The following is a 24,043-nucleotide window of genomic DNA, read 5'->3' as shown; positions in this document are numbered from 1 at the left end:
TGGCCGTCGTCGTATCCGCATGCCGGCCAGGCAGACGCAGAGGCAGACGCAGAGGCAGACGCAGAGGCATACGCAGATGCGGGTACCCGGACCGTCCTACCGGGCGTGCTTCTCCAACCGGTGCGGGTCGATCAGCAGGCCCTCGTCCCAGTGCCCCGTTTCGGCTGCGGCACGGTAGGTCGCGCGCAGGAACGTGAGCAGGGTGGTATCCGGATCGGTGGACGACCGCACCGCCTCGTAGGGCAGGAGGAACTGGCGGAACTCCTCGCTGTAGAACGCCCCCTCGACGCCGGGCGAGGCATCCCGGTAGCCCTCCGGCTCCGGGTACGCGTAGGAGTAGAACGCGCCCTCCTCGCCGCCACCGGCCCAGAAGCCGCAGCTCGAGAGTTCGTGCGAGTACCCCTCCTCCATCACCCAGTCCGCGCAGTTCGGCGCGCCGCCGGGATGCGTGGGCGCCGGGCGGCCGGAGAAGCGCGTGCAGGCCAGGTCCATGGCGCCCCAGAAGTAGTGCACGGGGCTGACCTTCCCGAGGAACTCGGCCCGGAAGCGGGTGATGACGCGCTCGGCCTGGATCAGCTGGCGCCAGTAGGCAGTGACCACGGCGGCGTCGTACGAGGCATTCGTGTGATCCTCGGGGAAGGGGATGGTGGACTCCACCTCGGTGGGGACGGGCCGGATGGGTGCCTCGACCCCCAGGTCCGCCAGCGCCGCCATGACCCGCTCATGGAACCGGGCGACCGACTGCGGCTCGAGGGGCACGCTGCGCTCCTCGCCGAGGCTGGTACGGATCAGCAGGCGGTGGGCGACGACGTCGAACTCGAGGTCGAACACGCCGGTGCCGTAGGGGATGGAGGAGGTGCCGAGGCCCCGCGGGGTCACGTAGAACGGCACCTGCCACCAGTGGTTCACCAGCGGCGCGTGCGCCATGCGGATCTTGCCGACCATCTGCATCCACATGTGGAGCGTCGCCTGCGTGTCCTTCCAGTCGGCCACGCGCAGCGCGGGCCACCCCTCGGACCATCGCTGTGCGGGCATCGCGGTGCGTGTGGCCCCCTCCCTGCCGTCGTTCTCTCCCATGCCGCCCCGTCCGTTGAAGTGATCGTCGTCGTGCAGCCAATGTATTCACTCGCGGCCGTCCGGTACAGGCTCGGGACCAGGAGGGCGCGAAAGCGCCCGGACACCTTCGACCGGTGCGCGCGGTGATGGCGGGTCCGCCGGTCCCCCGTGTGTCGCGGCGATCGACGCAGCGCGAAGCGGAACGCACTGCTTGCTAGGGTGGCACCGGCGGATCCCGGCCGAGGCGGGCCACGTACGCGGTACGCGGTCCTCTCCGGGGATACCACGGGACACGCAGACCGACCAGCACAGAGCGCCTCGGGCACCTGACTGCGCTCCGCTCAGCTCAGCGCCCGAACAGGACGACAGGTCGGCCGGGGTCCGTCACGCCGCGCGACCACCGCGGGCGGGTCAGCGGGAGGCCATGGATCAGGACGACCGATCGCACGACCACGTCCTGCACGACGACGATGGCGTGCAGGACCGGACGCAGGCCGCGGGTCGCGCCCACAAGCGGCCGAAGGCCGGATCCCTGGTGCTCGCCCGGACTCCCGCGCCGCCCTCGCCTGGCTGCTGGCCCACGCCTTCCTCGACGCGCCCGACTGGCGGCGCGAGGACCTCGTCGATGCGGGAGCGTACGTGCTCGGGGCACGACGGCGGTGGCTCGGACCGCTCGTGCGCTCGGTCCTGACGGGGTATCCCCGGCGACCGGCGGGCGCCCCGCGCGAGCTGTCCCGCTGGATCGCAGCGCAACCGGCACTCACCGACGCGGTGGTGAAGGCCGCCGCGAACAGCAGACCCATCGCGCCGTCGCACGTCCTCCCCGCGGCCGCCGGCGATCGGTCACACGTCCTCCCCCGTGCCGGGCCGGCCGACGAGCGGTCACACGTCCTCCCCGAGCCCGCGGTCGCCGGCGAGATCACCATCGCTTCGTCGGCTTCGTCGGCTTCGTCGGCTGTGACGGCTCTGGCGGCCCCCACGGTCCCGACAGCCGGGGGAGGCGGGGCGCGCGAGTCCCGCGGGGAGCGGGACGCATCGTCACCGCCGAGGGTCTTGCGGTCAACGCCCGGAAGACGCGCGTGCGCGGCACCAGCGTCCGCCAGTCGGTGACGGGGATCGTCGTCAATGCGCACCCAAACGTCGCACGGACGGAGTACGACGCGCTGAAGGCGATCCTGCACAACTGCGCGCACCACGGTCCGGAGTCCCAGCGCCGCGGCCGGGGTGAGTTCCGCGACCACCTCGCGGGGCGCATCGCGTGGGTGTCCGCCCTGAACGCGTCACGCGGCGAGAAGCTGCGCGACACGTTCGAGCGGATCAGCTGGTGAGCCGGACTAGGACGCGAGGTCCTCGTCGATCTTGAGCTCGTTGCCGGGGATCGACGCCAGCAGCTTCCGCGTGTAGGGGTGGCGGGGGTTCTGGAAGACCTCCTCTGAACTCGCCGCCTCGACGAGCTCGCCGTCCTTCATGACACAGACGTAGTCCGAGATGAGGCGGACCACCGCGAGGTCGTGCGAGATGAAGAGGTAGCTCAGACCGAGCTCGGACTGCAGGTCGCCGAGGAGCTTGAGGATCTGGGCCTGCACCAGGACGTCGAGGGCTGACACCGGCTCGTCGCACACGATGAGCTCGGGCTGCAGGGCCAGGGCGCGGGCGATCGCGACGCGCTGCCGCTGCCCGCCGGAGAGTTCCGCCGGGTAGCGCCGCAGGGCGTTCTGGGGGAGCGAGACCTGGTCCATCAGCTCGCGGACGCGTGCTGCGCGCTCCTTCCTGGATCCGCGCTTGTAGGCATTGAGCGGCTCCTCGACGATGCGCTCGATGGTGAACATCGGGTTCAGCGAGGAGTACGGGTCCTGGAAGATGGGCTGCACGCGCTGGCGGAAGTCGTTCAGCTGCGCCTTGTCGAGGGTCGCGACATCCATGCCGTCGAACGTCATGGTGCCCGACGTCGGTTCGATCAGCTTGAGCAGCATGCGAGCGGTCGTCGTCTTGCCCGAGCCCGACTCGCCGACGATCGCCACGGTCTGTCCGCGGGGGACGTCCAGGGTGACGTTCTTCGCCGCATAGAAATCGTCCTTGCTGCCCCGCCGCTTGTAGATCTTCGTGAGGTCGCGGATCTCCACGATGTTCGCGGGAGGGGTGTGCGCCGTGCCTGCAGCGATCGGTGCCGGGGCGGTCGGGCGAACGGCCGACGACGTCACCGCGTGGGCGCCCGTGCCGCCGGACCCGGCGGCGGGGGCGGACGACGCCTGCTCGCCGCTGGAAACCGCGCCCTGTCCGGCGTCGTGCCCTGTCCCGTGCCCTGTTTCGTGCTCCGTCTCGTGCTCCGCCTCGTGCTCTGCGAAGACCGCCTCGGCGAGCTTGAGGCGTGATGCGGCATCGGCCGTGAAGGCTCCGGGCCGCAGGCGGACCGCGGCGACGCTGGGCGCCGCGCGCACCAGGGACTGCGTGTAGGGGTGCTGGGGATCGTTGAGCAGCTGGTCGGCGGGACCCGTCTCGACGACGCGGCCGCGGTGCATGACCACGAGTTGCGACGCGCGCTCGGCGGCGAGGCCGAGGTCGTGGGTGATCAGGAGCACGGACGTGCCCAGCTGCTCCGTCATCGTCTCGATCTGGTCGAGGATGGTGCGCTGCACCGTGACATCGAGCGCCGAGGTCGGCTCGTCCGCGATGAGCAGGCGCGGCTGGCAGGCGAGGCCGATGGCGATCAGCGCGCGCTGGCGCATGCCGCCGGAGAACTCGTGCGGGTACTGCTTGGCGCGCTCGCCGGCGTCGGGTAGGCCGGCCGCGGAGAGGACGTCGATGACGCGCTGCTTGACGTTCTTCTTCGTCGCCATGCCGTGCACCAGGAGCGTCTCGGCGACCTGCGTGCCGATCTTCGTCACCGGGTTCAGATTGGACATCGGGTCCTGCGGCACGAGGCCGATCGCGCGCCCGCGGATGGAGCGCATCTTCGCCTCGGGCAGCTTCACGAGGTCCTGCCCCTCGAACATGATGCTGCCGGAGGTGACACGGCCGTTGCCGGGCAGCAGGCCGATGCAGGCCATCGCCGTCGTCGACTTGCCGGAGCCGGACTCACCGACGATGGCCAGCGCACTGCCGCGCTTCAGGCTGAAACTGGCGTTCTCGACTGCCTGGACCTCGCCGTGCGTGGTCCGGAAACTGACTGCGAGGTCCCGTACCTCCAGCAGGGGTGCGTCGAGATCCTCGGGCCGGTCGGTCGCGTGCGCGGCGGGGGTGATGTCCGTCATAGCACCATCGTGCCCTATCGAGGGGCCTGTTCCCGCCTGGTCGGGGCCGATAGAAACAACTTTTCGGGAACGATGGACGGGCCGGTGCGGTGCGTCTGCTACGCCTCGGACGTCCGGTGCCCGGTCAGGCGGCGGGCGAGGTGATCGACGGCGAGCCGGTACCCGTCGATGCCCGCCCCCACGATCACGGCGTCGGCCACGCCCGAGATGTACGAGTGGGCCCGGAAGTCCTCGCGCCGGTGCACGTTGCTGATGTGCACCTCGACGACCGGCAGCCCGACGGCCGCGAGCGCGTCCCGCAGTGCGATGGAGGTGTGCGTGAACGCACCGGCATTGATGACGATGCCGTCAGCGGTGCCCCGCGCCGCGTGGATCGCGTCGATGAGCTCGCCCTCGTGGTTGGACTGCATCGCCGTCGTCGTGCAGCCCGCTGCCTGCGCGGACTCCTCGGCCAGGCGCACGACGTCGTCGAGCGTGGCCGTGCCGTACACGGCCGGCTCCCGGGTGCCGAGCAGGTTCAGGTTGGGGCCGTTGATCACGAGGATGCTGGGCGTGTGGTGCGTCATGCACCCACTATGCCGCACGGCTCCCGGCCGGCACCGGATCGGCGAGCCGCGTGCGCAGGCGGACGGCGCCGAGCGCGCCGGCCACCGTCACGAGGCTCATGGCGGCGAGGATGACGCCGGGGTGCCACCAGGCGCCGTCGGTCGCGATGCCGAAGCGCTGCGTGATCGAGGGTGCGAACCCGGCCACGATCGCGGCGATGCTGTAGGCGAAGGACAGGGCGGTGAACGCCGTCGCCGGCTTGAAGATGTCCGCCATGAGGCCACCGAGAGCGGCCCAGCTCGCCGTCGGCAGGATGCCGCCGAGGATGATGGCGGCGATGTACATCGGTTCGGTGGCGATGCTGATGACCCAGTACAGCGGGAAGGCGATCAACGCCGTTCCGAGGGCCCCGCCGGCGACGACCTTCGCGGACCCGATGCGCATGGCGAGGTAGCCGAACGCCGGGATGGTGCCGAGCTGGAGGATGGACCCGACGAGGGCGGCGTTGAGCACCGTGGCCTGTGAGAGGCCGAGCGTCTCGGTCCCATAGGCCTGGGTGTAGGTGACCATGAGGAAGTAGGAGCCGATCCCGAGCACCGCGGAGGCGATCGCGACGACGATCGCGACCGGCTGGGACTTCAGGACCTCGAGGAAGGGGATGCGGGGCAGCCGGTGTCCCTCGCTCGCCTGCTTGAAGACCGGGGTCTCGTCGATCGCGAGGCGCAGGTAGATCGCGACGGCGAGGAACGGGAAGGCGAGCAGGAACGGGATGCGCCAGCCCCAGGTGGTCATGACCTCGGGTGCGACGACGGCGAGGACCAGGAAGATGACCGAGATCAGCATGGTGCCGACCGGGGAGCCGAGCTGGGGGATCGACGCGTAGAGCGCGCGCTTGCGGGGTTCGGCGTGCTCGGTCGCGATGAGGATGGAGCCGCCCCACTCGCCGCCCAGGGAGAGTCCCTGCAGAAACCGGAGCGCGGTGAGGATGATGGGCGCCCAGATCCCGATGGTGTTGTAGTCGGGCAGCAGTCCCACGGTTCCTGTAGCGAGGCCCATCAGCGTGATGGTCCAGATCAGGGTCCGCTTGCGGCCGATCCGGTCACCGAGGTGGCCGAAGAGGATGGCTCCGAGGGGGCGGGCGACGAATCCCATCGCGAAGACCAGGAACGCCGAGAGGGTGCCGGTCAGCGGATCCTGCTCGGTGAAGAAGACGACATTGAACACGAGGGCGGCTGCGGTGCCGAACACGTAGAAGTCGTAGGACTCGAGTGCTGTTCCGACGAACGAGGCGCCGGCGACGCGGCGGGCCATGCGCGGATTCGATACGGGAGGCTGCTGAAGGGTAGTGGACACGCTGAAATTGTCCTCTCGGCAGTGCCGTGGGGCCACGTTTCAGGACGAACATCACACTGCCGCGGTCCAGGGAGCCTACGCGGGCAGGGACCGTCGCATCTGCGCCCCGATGATCGCCCGCCCCGCCGTCACGAGTGCGTCGGTCACGGCGGCGGGGTCCTCCATGAAACCGTGCACCATGGCGCCGTCCCGCAGCATGATGAGCTGGTCCGCGACGAGGTCCGGCTCGTCCGCGCCGAGGTCGCGCAGGAAGCCTGCGACGACGTCGTGCAGCCAGGAGCGGTACCGGGCGACGGCGGCCCGCACCGGGTTACCGGCCGCGGGATACTCGGCTGCGGCGTTGATGAAGGTGCAACCCCGGAAGCCCGGACGGCAGGCAGCGCTGCCATTGGCTTCGGCGACGTGCAGCAGGACCGTGCAGGCGTCGAGCCCGGCCGCACGCTCCTTCGCCACGGCCTGCTGCAGCAGCCCGAGCTGCTGATCGAGGTAGGCGACCACGAGGTGGTCCTTGGAGGGGAAGTGGCGGTAGAAGGTCACCTTGGTGGTGCCGGCGTCGGCGATGACGCGATCGGCGCTGACCGAGCGGATGCTCGTGGCGTCGAACAGTGCGGTGGCCGAGGCGAGGATGCGCTCGCGGACGGGCAGCTGGGCGGTCATCGTGCTCCATTCGGGGTTCAGGGGCTTCTCGGGCGACGATTTTGTCGGCGTAGAGTTACTAGTTAGTCTACAAGAGATGGGCGTCACCCTGGCACCCGGGACGAAAGGATCGACACCATGAGTGCTCTCTACACCGCAGTGGCCACGGCAACGGGCGACGGGCGCAACGGCGAGGCCCGGACCGACGACGGGCAGCTCGCCGTCGACCTGGCCGTCCCGAAGGAGATGGGCGGAGCCGGTGGCGCGACCAACCCGGAGCAGCTCTTCGCCGTCGGCTACGCCGCCTGCTTCCACAGCGCCCTGAAGCTCGTCGCGGGCCGCAGCAAGGCGAAGATCAGCGACACCGCCGTCACGGCGGAGGTCAGCATCAACCCGACCGACGGCGGCGGGTTCCAGCTCGCCGTCGCACTGCACGCCGAGATCGGCGGCGTGGACCAGGAGACGGCAGACTCCCTCGTCGAGCAGGCCCACCAGGTCTGCCCCTACTCGAACGCCACGCGCGGCAACATCGAGGTCACGGTGGACGCCACGATCGGCTGACCCGGCCTGACGGACCTGGCTTCACCGACGCGGAAGGCCCCTGCCCGCGGGCAGGGGCCTTCCGCGTGCGCTCCTACTTCCGCAGGGACACGGCGATCTGCTGCATGATCGTCGGATCCGACAGGGTGGTGGCGTCACCGACCTCGCGACCCTCCGCCACGTCCTTGAGCAGGCGGCGCATGATCTTCCCGCTGCGGGTCTTCGGCAGTTCCGGCACCACCAGGATGTTCCTCGGCTTGGCGATGGGCCCGATCTCCTTGCCCACGTGATTCCGCAGGGTGGTGACGATGTCGTCGTCGTCCTTCGCCGAGCCCCGCAGGATCACGAAGGCGACCACGGCCTCACCCGTCGTCTCGTCGCTCGCGCCGACGACGGCCGCCTCCGCCACCGACGGGTGGCTCACCAGCGCCGATTCGATCTCCGTGGTGGAGAGCCGGTGGCCCGAGATGTTCATGACGTCGTCCACGCGACCGAGGAGCCAGATGTCGCCGTCGGCATCCTTCTTGGCGCCGTCCCCCGCGAAGTACATGGCGTCGAAGCGGGACCAGTAGGTGTCCTTGAAGCGCTGGGGATCGCCCCAGATGCCTCGCAGCATCGAGGGCCACGGCTCGCGGATGACGAGGTAGCCGCCGGAGCCGTCGGGTACCGAGGCGCCGAGCTCGTCGACGACGTCGATCGCGATGCCGGGGACGGCGACCTGCGCCGAGCCCGGTTTCGTCGCGGTCACGCCGGGCATCGGCGCGATCATGTGGGCACCCGTCTCCGTCTGCCACCAGGTGTCGACGATCGGCGCCTTGCCACCGCCGATGACCTCGCGGTACCACATCCAGGCCTCGGGGTTGATGGGTTCGCCGACGGAACCGAGGACGCGGATGGAGGACAGATCGTATTTCCCGGGGATGTCGCGCCCCCACTTCATGAAGGTGCGGATGGCCGTCGGGGCCGTGTAGAGGATGGTGACGCCGTACTTCTCGACGAGTTCCCACCACCGGCCCTGGTGCGGGGTGTCCGGTGTCCCCTCGTACATCAGCTGCGTCGCGCCGTTGACGAGGGGCGCGTAGGCGACGTAGCTGTGGCCCGTCACCCAGCCGATGTCCGCGGTGCACCAGAAGACATCGGACTCGGGGCGGAGGTCGAAGGTGTTCCGGTGCGTGAAGGCGGTCTGCGCGAGGTAGCCACCGGTCGTGTGGAGGATGCCCTTCGGCTTCCCGGTGGTGCCTGAGGTGTAGAGGATGAACAGCGGGTGCTCGGCGTCGTGGGCCACCGCCTCGTGCTCGTCGGACGCCCCCTCCACGACGTCGTGCCACCAGACGTCGCGCCCCTCGGTCCATTCGACGGGTTCGTTGTTGCGGCGGACCACGACGACGTTGGTGACGGTGTGCCCCTCCTTCTCGAGCGCACCGTCGACCGCGGGCTTGAGGGCGCTGGGCTTGCCCCGACGGTAGGTGCCGTCGGAGGTGACCACGAGCTTCGCCTCGGCATCGTCGATGCGGCTGCGGAGGGCATCCGCGGAGAACCCGCCGAACACCACGGAGTGGACCGCGCCGATGCGTGCGCAGGCGAGCATCGTGACGACGGCCTCCGGGATCATGGGGAGGTACACCGCAACGCGGTCGCCCTTCTCGACGCCGAGCGATTCGAAGGCGTTGGCCGCCTTCTTCACGTCTCGCGTGAGATCCGCGTAGGTGATGGTCCGGGTGTCACCGGGCTCGCCCTCGAAGTGGATGGCCACGCGATCGCCGAGCCCGGCCTCGACATGGCGGTCCAGCGCGTTGTAGGCCGCATTGATGGTCCCGCCCACGAACCACTTGGCGAACGGCGCGTCGGTCCAGTCGAGCGTCTGCGTGAAGTCCGTGTCCCAGGACAGGAGCGCACGGGCCTGGGCGGCCCAGAACTCCGTGCCCTGCTCGCGCGCCTCGTCGTAGAGGGACGGCTGGGCCACGGCGTTCGCGGCGAACTCCGCGCTGGGCGGGAAACGGCGCTCCTCGTGCAGCAGGTTCTCGAAGGCGTCGCCCTGGCGATCGGCGCTCATGTTCTACCCCTTTTATGACGTGTCCGGTACAGATTCGATGGAGGAGCCCGGCCGGGGCCGCGAGGAACCGCAGCACCGCGACGTGCTCCACCGGAACACTATCGAGTTCTCCGCCTCGCCGTGTGCCCGCGGTCACACGGCCTAGCCGAGATGCGGCGATTGTGCGGTGAGCGGCCAGGACGCTCCAGGCCTGGTTGGTGGAGTTGCCACGGAGCGGTGGCTAGGGTGGACGAAGGCAATCAACGCCGGTGGTCGGGGGCCGCCGGCGACCAGCGCTACGAACGGGAGAAGACCATGACCGAATCATCCGAGGGGCAGCGCGCCGCCGGCGCGGACACCGGAGGGCCGGCACCCTCGTCCTCGGGGCACGGCTCGGATTCGGGTGTGTCTTCCTCCCCGGTCGGCCCCAGTACGGCGCTCGTCGGTCCCTTCACGCTCCGCGAAGCGGTCTTCGGCGGGGGCGTGGCCCTGGTCTTCATCGGCACGCTGCTGCCGTTCATCGACGGCATGGTGCGCTCTGCCACGTTCTGGAACAGCGAGCCGCTGTTCTTCATCGGCATCGGCATCCTGATGCCCGTCATCGCGCTGGCACTGCTGGCCGGTCGTCGGCTCGGCTCGCACGGGCTCCGGGTGGGATCGCTCTCCGTCGACCAGTTCGCGTCCGTGAGCGCTGTGCTGGCCGCTGCCTTCTTCTTCCTGGAAACCGTCACCGACTTCCGGGCCGGGTCCCTGCTTGCGCTGATCGGAGCCCTCGGCATGCTGGCGGCGACCGTCGTCGGCCCCTTCGTGCCCGTGGTGAGGAACGACTTCGAGGACCGGCCGGAGGTGGCGGCCCATCGCATGGCACGTCCCATGACGGCCGCCGGCCCGCGCCCGCCCAGGCCCGAGAAGGCTGAGAAGCCTGGGGCGGCGCTGAAAGCCGAGAAGCCTGGGAAGGCGCTGAAGGCCGAGAAGTCGGCAGCATCCGTGACGTCCGGACCGGCCACCGGCGGCGCCGGCAGCTCTGCGGCTCCCGGCGGGTCCGGCGCCACTGATCGCGGACGAGCGGCCGATGCCGTCAATCCGGCTGCGGCTGCCGTCCGGCAGAACGGTGCGGGCCTCTACGGTGCCGGCGGTGCGGGTGCGGTGGGAGCAGGAGCCGCAGCGTCGGGCCAGTCCGGGCTGGAGCGGTCCGGAGCACAGGCATCCGACCGCAACGCGTCGGCCGAGTCCGGCGCTCACTCCATCGGTGAGGAATCCGATGAGCGGACGGATGACCGCTCCGACCGCTCGCCGGGGTCCCGGACGGGCGCCGCGGATCAGACCCGGGTGCACGACGTCGTGCAGGACGGGTCGACGAAGACCTACGGGGCGGCCGATGCAGCGCCGGAGGAACGCGCGCGGCAGGAGCCGATCACCGCCACCCGGTCCGCGGATGAGGAACCGGTCGTCGAAGCCTTCTGGTTCGCCGTCGGATCCCCCCGTCCCGTCGTCGACGAACAGTCGGGACGAGAGATCTTCACCCTGCAACCCGGGGACTGGGAAGTGGGCATCGAGGACCGGGGGCGCGAATTCCTCGTCCAGGACAAGCGCACGGGCGCCGTCGGTATCCTGCGCGATCTCCGCAACATCGAGCGAGCCCCCCGCGACTGACGCACGGACCGCCACGGCGAACACCTGGACCGAGACGCACCGCTGGAAGGAAGCCCTATCGTGGCAGGCAGGAAAGTGAAGCTCGAGGAGGAGGCTCCGGTCACCCTCAAGCGCCGTGCTCGGAAGATCAACCGGATCCTCGGCGAGACCTATCCGTACGCAGTCGCCGAACTCGACTTCAGGAATGCTTTCGAGCTCCTCGTTGCGACCGTCCTGTCGGCTCAGACCACCGACGTCCGCGTGAACCTGACCACGCCGGCCCTGTTCGAGCGGTATCCGGACGCCAGGGCGCTGTCCGAGGCGGACGAGATGGAGCTGCAGGAGATCATCCGCCCCACCGGGTTCTACCGTGCGAAGGCGAACAGCCTGTTGTCCCTGTCCCGCCGCCTCGTCGACGACTACGACGGTGAGGTCCCTCCCTCGCTGCAGGATCTCGTGACTCTGCCCGGAGTGGGCCGCAAAACGGCCAATGTGGTGCTCGGTAACGCGTTCGGCGTTCCGGGCATCACGGTCGACACGCACTTCGGGCGTCTGGCCCGCCGCTTCCGGTGGACGGCATCGGACGATCCGGTGAAGGTCGAGATGGAGGTGGGCGCGCTGTTCGACCGCAAGGACTGGACCATGCTGTCCCACCACGTCGTCTTCCATGGCAGGCGGATCTGCCACGCCAAGAAGCCCGCCTGCGGCGTCTGCCCGGTCGCAGCCCTGTGCCCGTCCTATGGAGAGGGCGAGACGGACCCCGTGAAGGCGGCGAAGCTCCTCAAGTACGAGCTCGCGCCGGGACGCGAGGACCTCCTGGACCTCATGCGAGCGGGGCGCACCCGGGCAGAGCTCCGCGAGGCAGGGCACGGACTGGGTGCCTGAATCATTGACGCCCAGGGGAAGGGCCGCAGCCTCGTGGTCGGTCGATCGTCGGTGGCTACGACGCCCCCTGCCGATCGGCCGGCGATGAACGTCCGCGACGAGGTGTCCGTCTGGGTCCGGTCGATGCAGGGCACGGACTCTGCGCTCGTGCGGCCCGACGGCTGGCAGTTCGCTAGGCTCGATCCGGCACGAACCCGTCGTGCGGCCGTCCTGGTGCTGTTCGGCGCGCGACAGGATCGCAGCCAGGCCCCGGCGCCGGGGGACATCACCCATGACGACCTCGATCTGCTGTTCGTGGTCCGCGCCGGCTCGCTGTCCCATCATCCCGGGCAGGTGGCGTTTCCCGGCGGGACCATCGATCCCGGTGACGTCGACGAGGGCAGCGCAGCGCTCCGGGAGGCGTGGGAGGAGACCGGCCTCGATCCCGAGGGGGTCGAGCTCCTCGGCCCCCTTCCGGAGGTCGGCCTCCCGGTCAGCAATTTCATGGTCACTCCCGTTCTTGCCTGGTGGGCGCGGCAGTCGCCGACCCGCGCCGTGGACACTGCGGAGTCCGAGCTCGTTTTCCGGTGCCCCGTGAGTACCCTGCTCGACCCGGACCGCAGACGGACGGCGTTCCTGGAACGCGACGGCTTCGTCAGCCGCACCCCGGCCTTCATCACGCCCCACGCCGTGATCTGGGGATTCACGGCGATGCTCCTGGACGCGATCTTCGACGGACTGGGGTGGACCCGCGTGTGGGACCGGTCGCTGGAGATCCCCGCACCGCTGTGAGCCGGCCCGGGCCCTCCGGGAGCGGCACTGCCGAGGGTTTCGCCGGCAGGTAGCGTTCGCCCAAATGGGCCGGCAGGCCGACGAGCCCCTCGACGGTGTCGAGGCGTTCCTTCGTCCTGACCGCGGTGCCTGCCGCCGGGAGCAGCTGTGTCCCGAGGCCCTTCGCCCGGACCAGTTCGAGCACGCGTTCCGGCGTGTTCCCCTGCGGCATGACCGATCGCAGGACCGTCCGGCGGGTGGCGACCGGCAGGAGGCCGAGGGCGAGGGAGGCGGGATTGGAGAGGGCCAGGGAGACCGCTGTCGAATCAACGAACCTGACCCCGGCAACCCCGACGGGGTGTACGACCCGCACTGCCGGCGCGAGCCGTGAGAGTCGGGGGGAGGAGGCGACATGCCGGGCCATCACGGTCACCGTCTGTCGTGTCGGACCGACGAGCGAGGACAGGGCGGCCGGTGTCCGTGAGAGCGCATGCAGCCCGTCCGTCAGCCGGCCCGCCCCCGGCAGACGTGCCACGACCACACCGACCGAGCGGGCCGCCGCGGTGAGCCGAGCCAGCACGGACTGCACCCGGATCACCATCTGCGCAGCCCGCCCCGCCCCGACGAGGGACGTGATCGCCGCCGATCCGCCGAGTGTCACGAAACTCAGGGCGACGCCGACGCCCGCGAGAGCCGCGCACTCCAGCAGGAAGGATTGCGTCTCGTCGATCAGTTCTTCATGTGCGAGAGTGATGGCCCCTGCGAGCGAGCTGCATCCGCCGGCGATGTCCCGCGCTGCCAGCGCGATCAGCCGGCCGGTGTCCTGGAGTGCCGCGTTCCTCGTACGGAACTTCGTCAGGTCCACCGAGGCGAGCCCCTGCACGGCGTCGCCGGCCAAGGTCGCAGAACCGTCCATCCCCACCTCGATCTGCGCCGCGAGCTCCATCCATGCCGTGCCCGCGGACCGGAGCGACTCAGGGTCTCCGGCAGGCCAGAGGACGCCCGCGATCCCCGCGACGATGTCCCAGCCAGGCGGAGGCCAGCCCGGATTGCCATCAGCGGCCGAGGGAAACACCGAGGTCGGCCCGTCCGGACGGAACGCGGGCAGGAACGGCCTGATGAGGGCAGAGACACCCATCGACGCGACATGCTCGGCCTGGAGGTAGTTCCCGGCTGCGATGGCGAGCGCGCGCGAGGTGTCCGAGCAGGCGAGGGCGAGTTCACAGCAGGCATCAACCGCTTCAGCGGCGGCCGGATCGTACGAGGCAGCCCAGTCGGACCCCAGGGCGTCCCAGCCCGCCATTCCTCCGCTCCGGTCGAGGATCCCGCCCAGGACACCGACTGCATCGGAGATTCTGCTGCCCGCCGCCTCGGCGCATGCGGACGCCTCCTCCATCCGGTCCGTGTCGATCCTCAGCGCGTGCATCACACTCACCCTCCCCTGCGTCCGTGCCACCGTACGGGCCGGACGGTCTCCTCGGACGGGAGGGCGGGGCGATGTGGACAACTCTGCACGGCGCTACTTGGCGTCCGCGTAGGAGCTGACGATCGCCGTCGTGATCGCGAAGTCGATGGGGATGTCCCCGAAGATGAGGCGCGTCGCGGCTCGTGCTGCGTCTTCGAGGATGAACTGCGCCTCCTCGGCGCGAGCGACGGGGACGTGCAGCATCACCTCGTCGTGGAGGAAGAAGGCGATGCGGCTGCGTGGCTCAGGAAAAGCCGCCGTCGCGATGCGCCGCCGCACCTCCGCCAACCAGCACAGGGCCCATTCGGCGGCGGAGGCCTGCACCACGAAATTACGGGTGAACCGCCCGCGGGCCCGTGCCGCGCTGTCGGCGCGACGCTGTTCCTCCGCCGTCGTCGTCCGCTGCCGCGCGAACCATTCCTCGGAGGCGGGAGGACACCCGCGGCCCAGATAGCTCGAGACGCCCCCGCCCGTCTCGCCGGCCCGCGCCGCGGCCTCGACGACACCGATCGCGCGCGGGTAGGCGCGCGTCAACTGGGGCATGAGTCTGCCGGACTCACCGCTCGTGGCCCCGTACATAGCCCCGAGCATGGCCAGCTTCGCCTTCGACCGGTCACCCCCGAAGCCCTGGTCGGCGATGCCCTGGTACAGGTCCCGGCCGCGCGCCGCAGCCGCCAACGCGGAATCACGACCGAGGGCCGCCAGGACCCGGGGCTCGAGCTGCGCGGCATCGGCGACGACGAAGCACTGACCGTCGTCGGGCCGGACGGCGTCGCGGACCTGGCGTGGGATCTGCAGCGCGCCACCGCCGCGGGACGCCCAGCGACCGGAGACCACTCCACCGACGACGTACTCGGGGCGGAATCGTCCGCCATGAACCCACGTGTCGAGCCAGGTCCAGCCGTTCGCCGTGAGAAGACGGGACAGCTTCTTGTACGCCAGGAGCGGTTCGATGGCTGGGTGATCATGCTGCTCCAGCTCCCAGGAGCGGGTGGTCCTCACCTCGATGCCCGCGCGATGCAGCGCCCGCAGCATGTCCTGCGGGGAGTCGGGATTGAGTGCAGGGCTGCCCAGGGCAGTACGCAGTGCCTCGGCCAGCCGCTCGAGTTCCACCGGCCGCGCTCCTTCCCGAGGTCGCGGTCCGAGGGTCCGTTCGAGAAGGTCCTCATGGACGTCCCTCCGCCACGGCAGGCCGGAGTGCTCCATCTCCGCAGCGATCAGTCCGCCCGCGGACTCGGCGGCGATCAGGAGGGAGAGCCGGGAATGGTCCGTGGTTCCTGCGCTCGCAGCGAGCTGGTTCCGGAACTCTTCGACGACCTTGTCGAGGCGTGGGCCCGGGGGCTCCTGGGGCTGGTCGAACAGCGAATGCTGGTTGGCGGCTACCGGAGGCGGCAGCAGGGTGCGGGGCGGCTCCGTCCCATCACCACTCGGCCCGTTCGCCCTCAGCGCGACGAGGTAGGGCGACGCGCCGGAAGAAGGGGAGTTCGTCAGGATGGTGCGGGTCAGGGCCACATCCCAGCAGCGGTCCACATCCGAGCCTGCCCGCAGCAGATCCGGGTACCACTGCCGTGTACTGCTCCAGACCCACCTCGGCCGACCCGGCTCCTCGGTTGCCACGACTGACGGTAGCTCCCTGCGGGAAACCGTTCGGGCCCCGCCGACAAGCTCCCCGTCGACGTCGAGGCGCTGCAGCTCGACGTCACCGGCATCAGCGCGCCCGGACGGCGGGGCCACGGCGATGTACATGCCCATATTGTCGGCCGTCCCGGTGTCATTCCTGTAATCCGCAGCCGTCCCGGCTGCTTGTCCACATAGCCGTACGTCCGCCCCATCGTCGTCCTACGGAGAACGAGGCTTGCCCCATGACACAGCAGGGGTGGAAGGCCGATACCGCGCGGCACGGGGTCGTCCTCGCGGGTGGATCGCAGTTCATCAGGGACCAGGTCGCCCGGGCCTGCGCTGCAGCCGGTATCACTCCGGTCGTCGTGAACGGTATTGCCGAGGCCCTTCACCTCGACCCCGAGGTACTGCTGGTGGGTGTGGACGCACCCCTCGACCAACTCTCGGCGACCCGCGACGTGATCGTGGTCGCCGCGGCGGACGAGGAGGCCCGGGTGTGGGGGAAGGCGGCCCGTCTCGCATCGTCACGGGTGGTCATCGTGCCGCAGGGTGGCGGGTGGCTGGCCGAACACCTCGGGCGTCGCCTCCATCCGGGAACAGGTGGGTCCGTGATCGGATTCACCGGCGTCTCGGGTGGTTGCGGTGTCAGCTCCTTCGCCTTCTGGTGCGCGCGGACACTGTCCGCCGAAGGGCACAGGACGCTGCTGGTGGACGGACACCCCGCCGGCGGGGGACTGGAGGTGAGCATCGGTTGGGAGGAACATCCCGGCGTCCGGTGGGAGGATCTGGAGGGCATCCGGGGCATGCTCAACGCCGATCAGCTCTCCTCCGCATTGCCGACGGTCAAGGACCTGTCGGTCCTGTCCCACAGGGCGCCATCGGGAGAGCGAGCCCGAGGGGGGCTGCAGACCACGGCCGAAGCGGGCGGGATCGTCCTCGATGCCGCCCGTGCCGGATTCGACCTCACCCTCGTCGACCTGCCCTCCGGGCAGGCCGGCGGCGGCCCGCTGGCGCAGCTGTGCGATGCCCTCGTCCTCCTCGTGCCGTCCCGGCCGCGCGGCATCATGGCGGCCGGTGCCGCTCTCCGCTCCCACGCAGCCCTTCCGGTCACCGTCGTGCTGCGAGGCCCCGTCACCGCGGGACTCGATGCCTGGTGCGTCGCGGAGGTGCTGGGGGTACCGGGTCCGCTCCCGTTCCTTCCAACCGTCCGCGGGGCGTCCGCTGCCGAGGTGAGCGGCCGCCAGACCGACCTCCGGCTGCCGCGGAAGGCGCGCAGAACCGTCGATACGATCTGCCGGGTCGTCAGAGGGCCGGTATGACGGACGGGAGATCGGGGGAGGGCCGGACGCGCCGCGAGCTCCGCCTCTCGTCGGAGCAGCGGGGGAGCCGTAGCACCGATGTGTCGGGGTTCCTCCGCCCGGAGCACGGGCACCGCGATGCTGCCATCGTGGACCCCGTCAGGCGGGCTGTGCTGGCCGGAGAGGTGGCCGCGACGGACGCGGCCTTCGCCGGCGCGATCGGGTCCACCGGCAGGTTGCTCGGGTCCGAGGGCGTCCTGACCGCTCTCGACTTCGTCCGAGCCGAGCTCGAGGGTCTCGGGCCACTGGAACAGCTCGTCGCCGATCCCGCGGTCACCGACATCCTCGTGAACGGGCCCGGGGACGTATGGGTCGACGGACATGACGGGTTGCAGCGGGTCGGTCGGATCTTCGCCGCGGACGCGGAGGTGCGGACCCTGGCCGTCCGGTTGATCGCGGCCGGGGGCCGGCGTCTTGATGACGGGTGTCCGGCCGTCGATGTTCAGCTCGACGGTTTCCGTGTCCATGCGGTCCTTCCGCCGATCTCGACCGCAGGGACGCTCCTGTCCATCCGGATCCGCAGGCGGCGTGTCTTCACCCTGGAGGAACTGGTGGCGTCCGGGGCGGTGGCACCGGTGATGGCGCAGGCCCTGACCCTGATGATGCAGGCGCGGTTGAATTTCCTGATCAGCGGCGCCACGGGTACGGGGAAGACCACCTTGCTCTCCAGCTTGCTCGGGCTCGCGTCGCCGCAGGAGAGGCTGGTGCTGGTCGAGGACGCGGCGGAACTCGATCCCGCCCATCCGCACACGGTGGGTCTGCAGGCACGCCACGGGAACCTCGAGGGAGCCGGCGTCCTCGACCTCACCGCACTGGTTCGGCAGGCCCTGAGGATGCGGCCGGACCGCCTGGTCGTCGGGGAGTGCCGTGGCGCCGAGGTCAGGGAGCTCCTGGCCGCGATGAACACGGGTCACGACGGCGGCGGTGGGACCATCCATGCGAACTCCGCCGAGGCCGTACCCGCACGGCTCAGTGCGCTCGCCGCCCTGGCGGGTCTGACACCCGAGGCACTCGACCGCCAGGCGGCCAGTGCGCTCGACGTCGTCGTGCACGTCGCCAGAGATGGCCGTGGGCGGTACGTCGGGAGCCTGAACCTCCTCCGACTCGAGCGGGTTGCCGGGCTGGTCGTCGACCCCGTCCTCGTCGACACCGGGCGCGGTTGCTTCCGATCCGGCGGGTGGGTCGACTTCGCGCGGCGCGTGGGCTGGACGGGCCCCGCCCCGGAAGTCGCGGTGGAGGCACGGCTCCCGGCCCGCACGGCCCCATGAGAGGGGCAGCAGTAGCCCTGTTGCTCGCGCTCGCCGTCGTCGTGCTCGCGGACCCGGGCAGGCTTGTCCGTCACGAAGGCGCAACGGCTTCCGCCGGTCGGAGGGCCGTGGGGCGGCCGCCCGGGGTCCTCTGGCTCCGGTGGCGACTCGGGCGCATGCTGCGTTCGGGTTCGGGTTCGGGTTCGGGTTCGGGTTCGGAGTCGGTGGAGGAGCTACCCCTGTTCGTCCGCCAGATGGCCGGCCTGCTCAGGGCGGGGAGACCTCCCTCCGTGCTGTGGGCCGATCTGGACGCTGTCTACGCGGAGGAGGACACCGGGTTCGCCGCGCGGGCGAGGCCTGTGATCTCGGCGGCGCGGCGGGCGTCCGCCTTGGGCCTGAGCGTCCCGGAAGCCCTGAGCGATGCCCTCGGTCCCGCGCCGCGGGACGTCACGGGGGGCCTCCTGTCCGAAGCGGTCGGTCGTCTCTGGGGAGATCTTGCGGCATGCCTGGCCGTGGCGGAGAGGAGCGGTGCACCGCTGGCCACGATCCTGGACCACTATGCCGCTCAGCTGGAGTCCGAGTTCGCTGGGCGGGCCGCGAGGGAGACGGCTCTTGCCGGACCGCGCGCCACGGTCGTCCTCCTGACCTGGCTGCCCGTCGTGGGACTGCTGCTCGGCTTCGCGCTGGGCGTCGATCCGGTGCAGGTGCTGTCCACCGATCCCTTCGGGCGATCAGCTTTCTGCGTGGGCGTGATTCTCATGATCGTCGCGCGGTCGTGGTCGGGGCGCCTCGTCCGACGAGCGGAATCGGCGTCCTGATGGAGGGTGTGGTGACGGCGCTGCTGCTCGCTGCAGGGACTGTCCTCCTCTCTCTGCACCCACCTCGGACCAGGTGCGCATCGGTGCCGTCGGGACGCTCCCGCGAGCGGCGTGGTGTGGACGACGCGCCCCTGCTCCTCGACCTGATGGCAGCGATGCTCGACGCGGGGTCCTCGGTCGAGAATGCCTTGGCCGCGGTTGCCGCGGTCGCGGACGTCGACGTCGGTATCCCACTGAGCCGGGTCCATCAGGCACGACTTCTCGGAGCCGCCTGGGACGATGCATGGGAGATGGTCGCGATGACGTGGACGGAGCCGGGCGGCCGGTCGCGCGGTCCCCTGCGTGGAGGGGAGCAGCGCGCCGCACGGACCGTTGACGCCGTGCGTCGTGGACTCCAGTTCGCGGTCGCGACCGGGGCGCCGTCAGCCGAACTCCTGCGGGCACACGCCCTGCAGATCCGGCGTCGCCGCATCAGAGCGGGAGAACGCAAGGCAGCGGCGCTCGGCGTGCACCTCGTCCTGCCGCTGGGACTCTGCTCTCTGCCGGCGTTCATCTGCCTCGGCGTCGTTCCCGTGGTGCTCGGCCTCCTGCCGACGCTCTAGGTGGGTCCACCGGTGTGCTCCGTCGGGGCTCCGTCGGCTCCGCTCATGCCGTGCCTGGTCCGGGACGTCGATCCCGGTCCGGCCGAGTCCGATTTGGACGTCGCCCTACCCTCTGCCGTGCACGTCTGGGCCGGCGGTCCTATCCCCTGCCGTGCACGCCCGGGCCGACGGCCGCCGGACTGGCCGATGCGGTGGTCGGGCCGGAGCAGGACCTGCCACGTCTTCCGCGACCGGTTATCCACTTAGCGCCTCCGTCCGGCCGGCACATCGGTCGAGCCGACCAGAGTTGTTCGTGCGACGACCGTCGCGCACAGAGCGTGGGGAAGCCCACGACGAGAAGGAAATGTCATGGTGAAACAACTGCCCACGAGTCGCCCGGAGACCCACCAGAGGACGCTGCACGCCGGGGAGGGACTGCACCGTGATGATCCCGTTCACCCGTCGGGCCCGGCAGGAGGACGCGACCCGCGTGAAGCCGAGTCCTCCGCATCTGCCGACTGCAGCGGTGGCTCGAGGATGATCGCCGTGCCGCGCCTCCCCGTCATCCCGCATGCCGGCCCCGGCCCCGGTGATGGAGACGGTGGCGGACGTCGGTATACCAGCGGACCCGACGGAGGGACCTCGCTGCACGCAGGGGTCGACGATGCCGGGCGGAACCGGGTGGCCCGGCGCGCTTCCGCGCAGCGCCACCGCTCCAACAAGCGGATTCTCCGCGACCGCGGGGCCGGGCCGATCGATCGCGAGGCCGGTATGGCGACGGCGGAGTACGCGATCGCGACGCTCGCGGCGGTGGGTTTCGCCGCACTGCTCGTCGCGGTCCTCTCCAGCGGGGAGATCAAGGGGCTGCTCATGTCCCTCATCGCGTCGGCTTTGAACTTCGGCTGATGCGCAGAGATCAGGGCGGGTCCGACGGCGGTCATGTCGGAGCCCGGGCTGCTCCCGGCGTGGACCCCGCTCGCGACCCTGCGCGGGTCCTGCAGTCCTTCGATCACACGCGGGTGCAGGGCCGCGAGTGCTTCGAACGCGGGTCGGTCACCGCCGAGGTCGCCGTCGTGGTGCCCGCCCTGGTCCTCCTCGCAGGTCTCCTCCTCGGCATCGGCCATGTCGGCGTGCTGCAGCTGCGCATCGACGAGGCGGCGCGCGCCGGAGCGCGGGAGGCCGTTCGCGGCGAGAGCAGCGCCTCCGTGCAGCAGACCGTGCGCAGGCTGGCGGGCGAGGGCGCCGTCGCCTCCATCGAATCCCGCGGTGGCTGGACGACGGTACACGTCCGGGCCGAGGTCGTGGGGCCGGTCGTCGACCTGATGGACATCGACCTCATCGCGTCGGCGTCCGGTCGGGAGGAGGCGAATGGCTAGGTCGACCGCTCCAGGGGTCGGCCCGGATCGGCTCGACCATGAGACGGGCGCCGGGACGGTGCTGATGGCGGGACTCGCACTGCTGGCACTGCTGCTCATCGGATCGGCCGGACTACTCCTGCAGGCGGCCTCCGCTGCATCGAGAGCGGCGACGGCGGCGGACCTGTCCGCATTGGCCGCGGCGGACACAGCCCGGGGGCTGACGGCCGGGGAGCCCTGCGTGGTGGCGGCCGAGGTGGCGGCCAGGCACGGAGCCACGGTGCAGGACTGCGCTGTGGGGGCGACCGGCGAGGGAACTGTCACCGTTCGCGTGAGTATCGACGTCGTCGGCGTCCTGCCCGATGCGGTCGGAGCGGCACGCGCGGGGCCGCCGCCGTGAGGACGTTCATCTGCCCGGGAGGAGGGCCCGCCGGGCGGCGGCCGGTCGTCCTGCTGCATGCGACGATGTCCGCGACGCCGGCGCGTCACGGGCGCAGCCGGTCCGCTCCCCGGGGCGTGTTCGGATCAGTCGTCCCCGCCGGCGGGGACGGACCTGCCCGTACCTGCCGCCCGGTTCCCGGACGCAGCGCCGGGTGCGGACCCCGCCTGCTGCAGGATGAGGGACAGCACGGCGACTGCCCCGCCCTTGCTGAGCGGATTGTTGCGGTTGCCGCACTTCGGCGACTGCACGCAGGACGGGCAGCCGGACGCGCACTCGCAGGCCTCGATCGCATCGCGCGTGGCGGACAGCCATGTCCGGGCGGCCTCGAAACCACGCTCGGCGAACCCCGCCCCGCCGGGATGGCCGTCGTACACGAAGATGGTCGGCTGCCCGGTGTCCGCATGCAGTGCCGTGGACACCCCGCCGATGTCCCAGCGGTCGCTCGAGGCCACCAACGGCAGCAGGCCGATCGCCGCGTGCTCGGCCGCGTGGAGAGCGCCGGGCAGCTCCTCCGCGGAGATGCCCTCGGCCTCGAGGAGCTGCGGGCTGATCTCGAACCAGACGCCCTTGGTGAAGAGGTCCCGCGCACCGAGTTCGAGGGGTTCCTCACCCAGGATCTCGTTCGACGAGAACGCCTTGCGCTGGAAGGAGACCACCTGCGTGGTCACCTTCACGTCGCCGAAATTCGCGAGCACCCCTCCCCACAACACGCTGATGTCTCGCCCGATCACCTCGATCTGCGTGACATCGCGTGCCTGCGTGTAGTAGTCGGGGTGTGCCCTCGACACCACGGCGCAGTGGTCCTCCTCGTTGAGTTCCTGCACCACGTAGGTCCGTCCCTGGTGGACGTAGACCGCACCGGGATGAGCCTGGTAGTGGCTCTGCGGGGAGTCCATCGTCCCGAGCAGCGCGCCGGACTCCTCCTCCACGATGTTGATGGGTCCGCCGCCGTCGGCCCGCAGGTTGACCATCGCCGCCGCGCTCTGGGGATGCGTCCAGAACCACCCGGCCGGCCGGCGGCGCAGGAAGCCCTGCTCGCACAGGGTGCCGAGGAGTTCATCCGAGGTGGGACCGAAGAGGTCGAGGTCCTCGTCGGTCAGGGGACGCTCCGCGGCGGCGGCGCAGAGGTGCGGGCCGAGGACGTAGGGGTTCGAGGGATCGAACACCGTGGCCTCGACGGCGAGATCGAACACGGCCTCCGGATGGTGGACCAGGTAGGTGTCCAGGGGATCGTCGCTCGCGACGAAGGCGGCGATGGCGTCCTGACCCGACCGTCCGGCCCTGCCGATCTGCTGCATCAGGGAGGCGCGGGTACCGGGCCAGCCGGCGACGAGCACCGCATCCAAACCGGAGATGTCGATGCCGAGCTCCAGCGCGGACGTGCTGGCCACCCCGAGGAGCTCGCCGCTGCGGAGGGCGGATTCGAGGGCGCGCCGCTCCTCCGGCAGGTAGCCGGAGCGGTACGCGGCGATGCGATGGGGCAGGCTGGGGTGCACGTCCTCGAGCATGCGGCGCGACGTCTGGGCGATGCTCTCCGCTCCCCGTCTGGACTTGATGAAGGCGATGGTCCTCACCTGGGCGGCGACGAGATTGGCCAGCAGGTCGGAGGTCTCCGCGATGACGGTTCTCCGGGTGGCCGCTCCGTTCTCGCCCCTGGCACCGGTGAGTTGCGGCTCCCAGAAGGCGACCGTCGTCGAGCCGTGCGGGGAACTGTCCCGGTCGACGGCCCGCACGGGTGCCCCGATCAGCCTGCCGAAGGACGCCGCGGGCTCGGCCGAGGTGGCCGACGCCCCGATGAACACGGGATGCGCCCCGTAGCTCGCGCAGATCCGCCGCAGTCTCCGCAGCAGATTGGCGACGTGGGAGCCGAAGACACCGCGGTAGCTGTGGGCCTCGTCGATGATCACGTACTTCAGCCGCCGGAAGAACCTCGCCCACCAGGTGTGGTTCGGGAGGATCCCGTAGTGGAGCATGTCGGGGTTCGCGAGCACCAGGTTCGCATGGTCGCGGATCCAGCGGCGAGCCCCCGACTCGGTATCGCCGTCGTAGGTCTCGGCGCGCACGGTCGGCAGCTTGAGAGCGTTGATGGCGGACAGCTGGTCCGCGGCCAGCGCCTTCGTCGGGGCCAGGTACAGCGCCACCGACCCGTTGGGCGCGAGCGTGGCGCGGTTCGCGAGTTCGCTGCGGTGGATCTCGTCGAGCACCGGCAACTGGTAGCACAGGGATTTCCCGGAGGCCGTCCCGGTCGCGATGATGGTGTGCTCCCCATCGTGGGCCGACGTCGCCCCCTCGACCTGGTGCCGCCAGGGCTCACGGACGCCGCGAGCCCCGAAGGCCTCGACGACGTCGGGGTGGGCCCAGTCAGGCCATGGAGCGTGCTCCGCCTCGCGCGCCGGGATCTCCCGCACATGGAGGAGCTGCTCGGGGTCGGTTCCACCCCCGAGCAGGGGGATCAGGGGGTTCGGCGGCGCCACCC

Annotated in this window: 21 protein-coding genes; 12 read left to right on the top strand and 9 right to left on the bottom strand. The window is 70.6% G+C overall.

Annotated features, from left to right (window positions below; genetic code table 11):
• Window positions 1-96: 96 nt before the first annotated feature.
• A complete protein-coding gene (locus FNH21_RS05115) occupies window positions 97-1,077 on the bottom strand; it encodes a DUF5996 family protein (RefSeq protein WP_241742736.1) in 981 nt (326 codons plus the stop codon).
• Window positions 1,078-2,135: 1,058 nt separating this feature from the next.
• On the opposite strand from FNH21_RS05115, the gene FNH21_RS05110 reads away from it, so the two are divergent.
• Window positions 2,136-2,384: a hypothetical protein gene (locus FNH21_RS05110; RefSeq protein WP_152812766.1), complete on the top strand. Its 249-nt coding sequence runs from the start codon at window positions 2,136-2,138 to the stop codon at window positions 2,382-2,384.
• Between the two features lie 6 nt (window positions 2,385-2,390).
• Here FNH21_RS05110 and FNH21_RS05105 read toward each other — a convergent pair whose 3' ends face one another.
• The 4 genes from FNH21_RS05105 to FNH21_RS05090 form a co-directional block, all read right to left on the bottom strand.
• Window positions 2,391-4,307: a dipeptide ABC transporter ATP-binding protein gene (locus FNH21_RS05105; protein ID WP_152812764.1), complete on the bottom strand. Its 1,917-nt coding sequence runs from the start codon at window positions 4,305-4,307 to the stop codon at window positions 2,391-2,393.
• 98 nt (window positions 4,308-4,405) lie between these two features.
• Window positions 4,406-4,873, bottom strand: coding sequence for a type II 3-dehydroquinate dehydratase (gene aroQ, locus FNH21_RS05100; protein WP_152812762.1), 468 nt, complete (start codon window positions 4,871-4,873; stop codon window positions 4,406-4,408).
• 7 nt (window positions 4,874-4,880) lie between these two features.
• Window positions 4,881-6,206 carry an MFS transporter gene (locus tag FNH21_RS05095; protein WP_338403156.1) on the bottom strand — a complete coding sequence of 442 codons (1,326 nt, stop codon included), beginning with the start codon at window positions 6,204-6,206 and terminating at the stop codon, window positions 4,881-4,883.
• 75 nt (window positions 6,207-6,281) lie between these two features.
• Window positions 6,282-6,863 carry a TetR/AcrR family transcriptional regulator gene (locus tag FNH21_RS05090; protein ID WP_152812760.1) on the bottom strand — a complete coding sequence of 194 codons (582 nt, stop codon included), beginning with the start codon at window positions 6,861-6,863 and terminating at the stop codon, window positions 6,282-6,284.
• Window positions 6,864-6,980: 117 nt separating this feature from the next.
• Here FNH21_RS05090 and FNH21_RS05085 point away from each other — a divergent pair, with 117 nt between their 5' ends.
• Entirely contained in the window at window positions 6,981-7,403 is a 423-nt protein-coding gene (locus FNH21_RS05085) for an organic hydroperoxide resistance protein (RefSeq protein WP_152812757.1), read from the top strand.
• A gap of 73 nt (window positions 7,404-7,476) precedes the next feature.
• On the opposite strand, the gene acs is transcribed toward FNH21_RS05085, so the two are convergent.
• Window positions 7,477-9,435, bottom strand: coding sequence for an acetate--CoA ligase (gene acs, locus FNH21_RS05080; RefSeq protein ID WP_152812756.1), 1,959 nt, complete (start codon window positions 9,433-9,435; stop codon window positions 7,477-7,479).
• A 294-nt stretch (window positions 9,436-9,729) separates the two neighbouring features.
• On the opposite strand from acs, the gene FNH21_RS05075 reads away from it, so the two are divergent.
• From FNH21_RS05075 to FNH21_RS05065, 3 genes are read left to right on the top strand one after another with little or no spacing between them, the layout of a single operon-like run.
• Window positions 9,730-11,067: a hypothetical protein gene (locus FNH21_RS05075; protein ID WP_152812754.1), complete on the top strand. Its 1,338-nt coding sequence runs from the start codon at window positions 9,730-9,732 to the stop codon at window positions 11,065-11,067.
• A gap of 60 nt (window positions 11,068-11,127) precedes the next feature.
• Window positions 11,128-11,931, top strand: coding sequence for an endonuclease III (gene nth / locus FNH21_RS05070; protein ID WP_338403155.1), 804 nt, complete (start codon window positions 11,128-11,130; stop codon window positions 11,929-11,931).
• A 51-nt stretch (window positions 11,932-11,982) separates the two neighbouring features.
• On the top strand, window positions 11,983-12,702 hold the full coding sequence (locus tag FNH21_RS05065; RefSeq protein WP_338403154.1) for an NUDIX hydrolase: 720 nt from the start codon (window positions 11,983-11,985) through the stop codon (window positions 12,700-12,702).
• On the opposite strand, the gene FNH21_RS05060 is transcribed toward FNH21_RS05065, so the two are convergent.
• Both FNH21_RS05060 and FNH21_RS05055 read right to left on the bottom strand, forming a co-directional pair.
• On the bottom strand, window positions 12,614-14,107 hold the full coding sequence (locus FNH21_RS05060) for a WXG100-like domain-containing protein (RefSeq protein WP_152812750.1): 1,494 nt from the start codon (window positions 14,105-14,107) through the stop codon (window positions 12,614-12,616). The two genes, FNH21_RS05065 and FNH21_RS05060, sit on opposite strands and share 89 nt — an antisense overlap.
• A 93-nt stretch (window positions 14,108-14,200) precedes the next feature.
• On the bottom strand, window positions 14,201-15,892 hold the full coding sequence (locus FNH21_RS05055) for a bifunctional 3'-5' exonuclease/DNA polymerase (RefSeq protein ID WP_152812748.1): 1,692 nt from the start codon (window positions 15,890-15,892) through the stop codon (window positions 14,201-14,203).
• A gap of 116 nt (window positions 15,893-16,008) precedes the next feature.
• Between FNH21_RS05055 and ssd the strand changes: the two genes are divergently transcribed.
• From ssd to FNH21_RS05020, 7 genes are all read left to right on the top strand, one after another.
• Window positions 16,009-17,085 carry a septum site-determining protein Ssd gene (gene ssd / locus FNH21_RS05050; protein WP_152812746.1) on the top strand — a complete coding sequence of 359 codons (1,077 nt, stop codon included), beginning with the start codon at window positions 16,009-16,011 and terminating at the stop codon, window positions 17,083-17,085.
• A complete protein-coding gene (locus FNH21_RS05045; RefSeq protein ID WP_152812744.1) occupies window positions 17,082-18,392 on the top strand; it encodes a TadA family conjugal transfer-associated ATPase in 1,311 nt (436 codons plus the stop codon). Before ssd ends, FNH21_RS05045 begins: the two co-directional genes overlap by 4 nt.
• The gene (locus FNH21_RS05040; RefSeq protein WP_241742733.1) at window positions 18,389-19,189 is read left to right on the top strand and encodes a type II secretion system F family protein; all 801 of its coding nucleotides are present in this window, start codon (window positions 18,389-18,391) and stop codon (window positions 19,187-19,189) included. Before FNH21_RS05045 ends, FNH21_RS05040 begins: the two co-directional genes overlap by 4 nt.
• A gap of 83 nt (window positions 19,190-19,272) precedes the next feature.
• The gene (locus tag FNH21_RS05035; protein WP_206687027.1) at window positions 19,273-19,791 is read left to right on the top strand and encodes a type II secretion system F family protein; all 519 of its coding nucleotides are present in this window, start codon (window positions 19,273-19,275) and stop codon (window positions 19,789-19,791) included.
• 348 nt (window positions 19,792-20,139) lie between these two features.
• Window positions 20,140-20,676 carry a DUF4244 domain-containing protein gene (locus FNH21_RS17030; RefSeq protein ID WP_241742731.1) on the top strand — a complete coding sequence of 179 codons (537 nt, stop codon included), beginning with the start codon at window positions 20,140-20,142 and terminating at the stop codon, window positions 20,674-20,676.
• Window positions 20,676-21,146 carry a TadE family type IV pilus minor pilin gene (locus FNH21_RS05025; RefSeq protein ID WP_152812740.1) on the top strand — a complete coding sequence of 157 codons (471 nt, stop codon included), beginning with the start codon at window positions 20,676-20,678 and terminating at the stop codon, window positions 21,144-21,146. The genes FNH21_RS17030 and FNH21_RS05025 overlap by 1 nt, the downstream gene beginning before the upstream one ends.
• Window positions 21,139-21,525, top strand: coding sequence for an Rv3654c family TadE-like protein (locus FNH21_RS05020; RefSeq protein WP_152812738.1), 387 nt, complete (start codon window positions 21,139-21,141; stop codon window positions 21,523-21,525). Before FNH21_RS05025 ends, FNH21_RS05020 begins: the two co-directional genes overlap by 8 nt.
• 125 nt (window positions 21,526-21,650) lie before the next feature.
• Here the strand turns inward: FNH21_RS05020 and FNH21_RS05015 are convergent, their stop codons facing one another.
• Window positions 21,651-24,041: a DEAD/DEAH box helicase gene (locus FNH21_RS05015; RefSeq protein ID WP_191931629.1), complete on the bottom strand. Its 2,391-nt coding sequence runs from the start codon at window positions 24,039-24,041 to the stop codon at window positions 21,651-21,653.
• Window positions 24,042-24,043 lie beyond the last annotated feature (2 nt).

It is taken from the genome of Arthrobacter bussei (assembly GCF_009377195.2).
GTDB classification, from domain to species: Bacteria; Actinomycetota; Actinomycetes; order Actinomycetales; family Micrococcaceae; genus Arthrobacter_D; species Arthrobacter_D bussei.
This window is presented reverse-complemented; position numbering and strand designations above follow the sequence as displayed.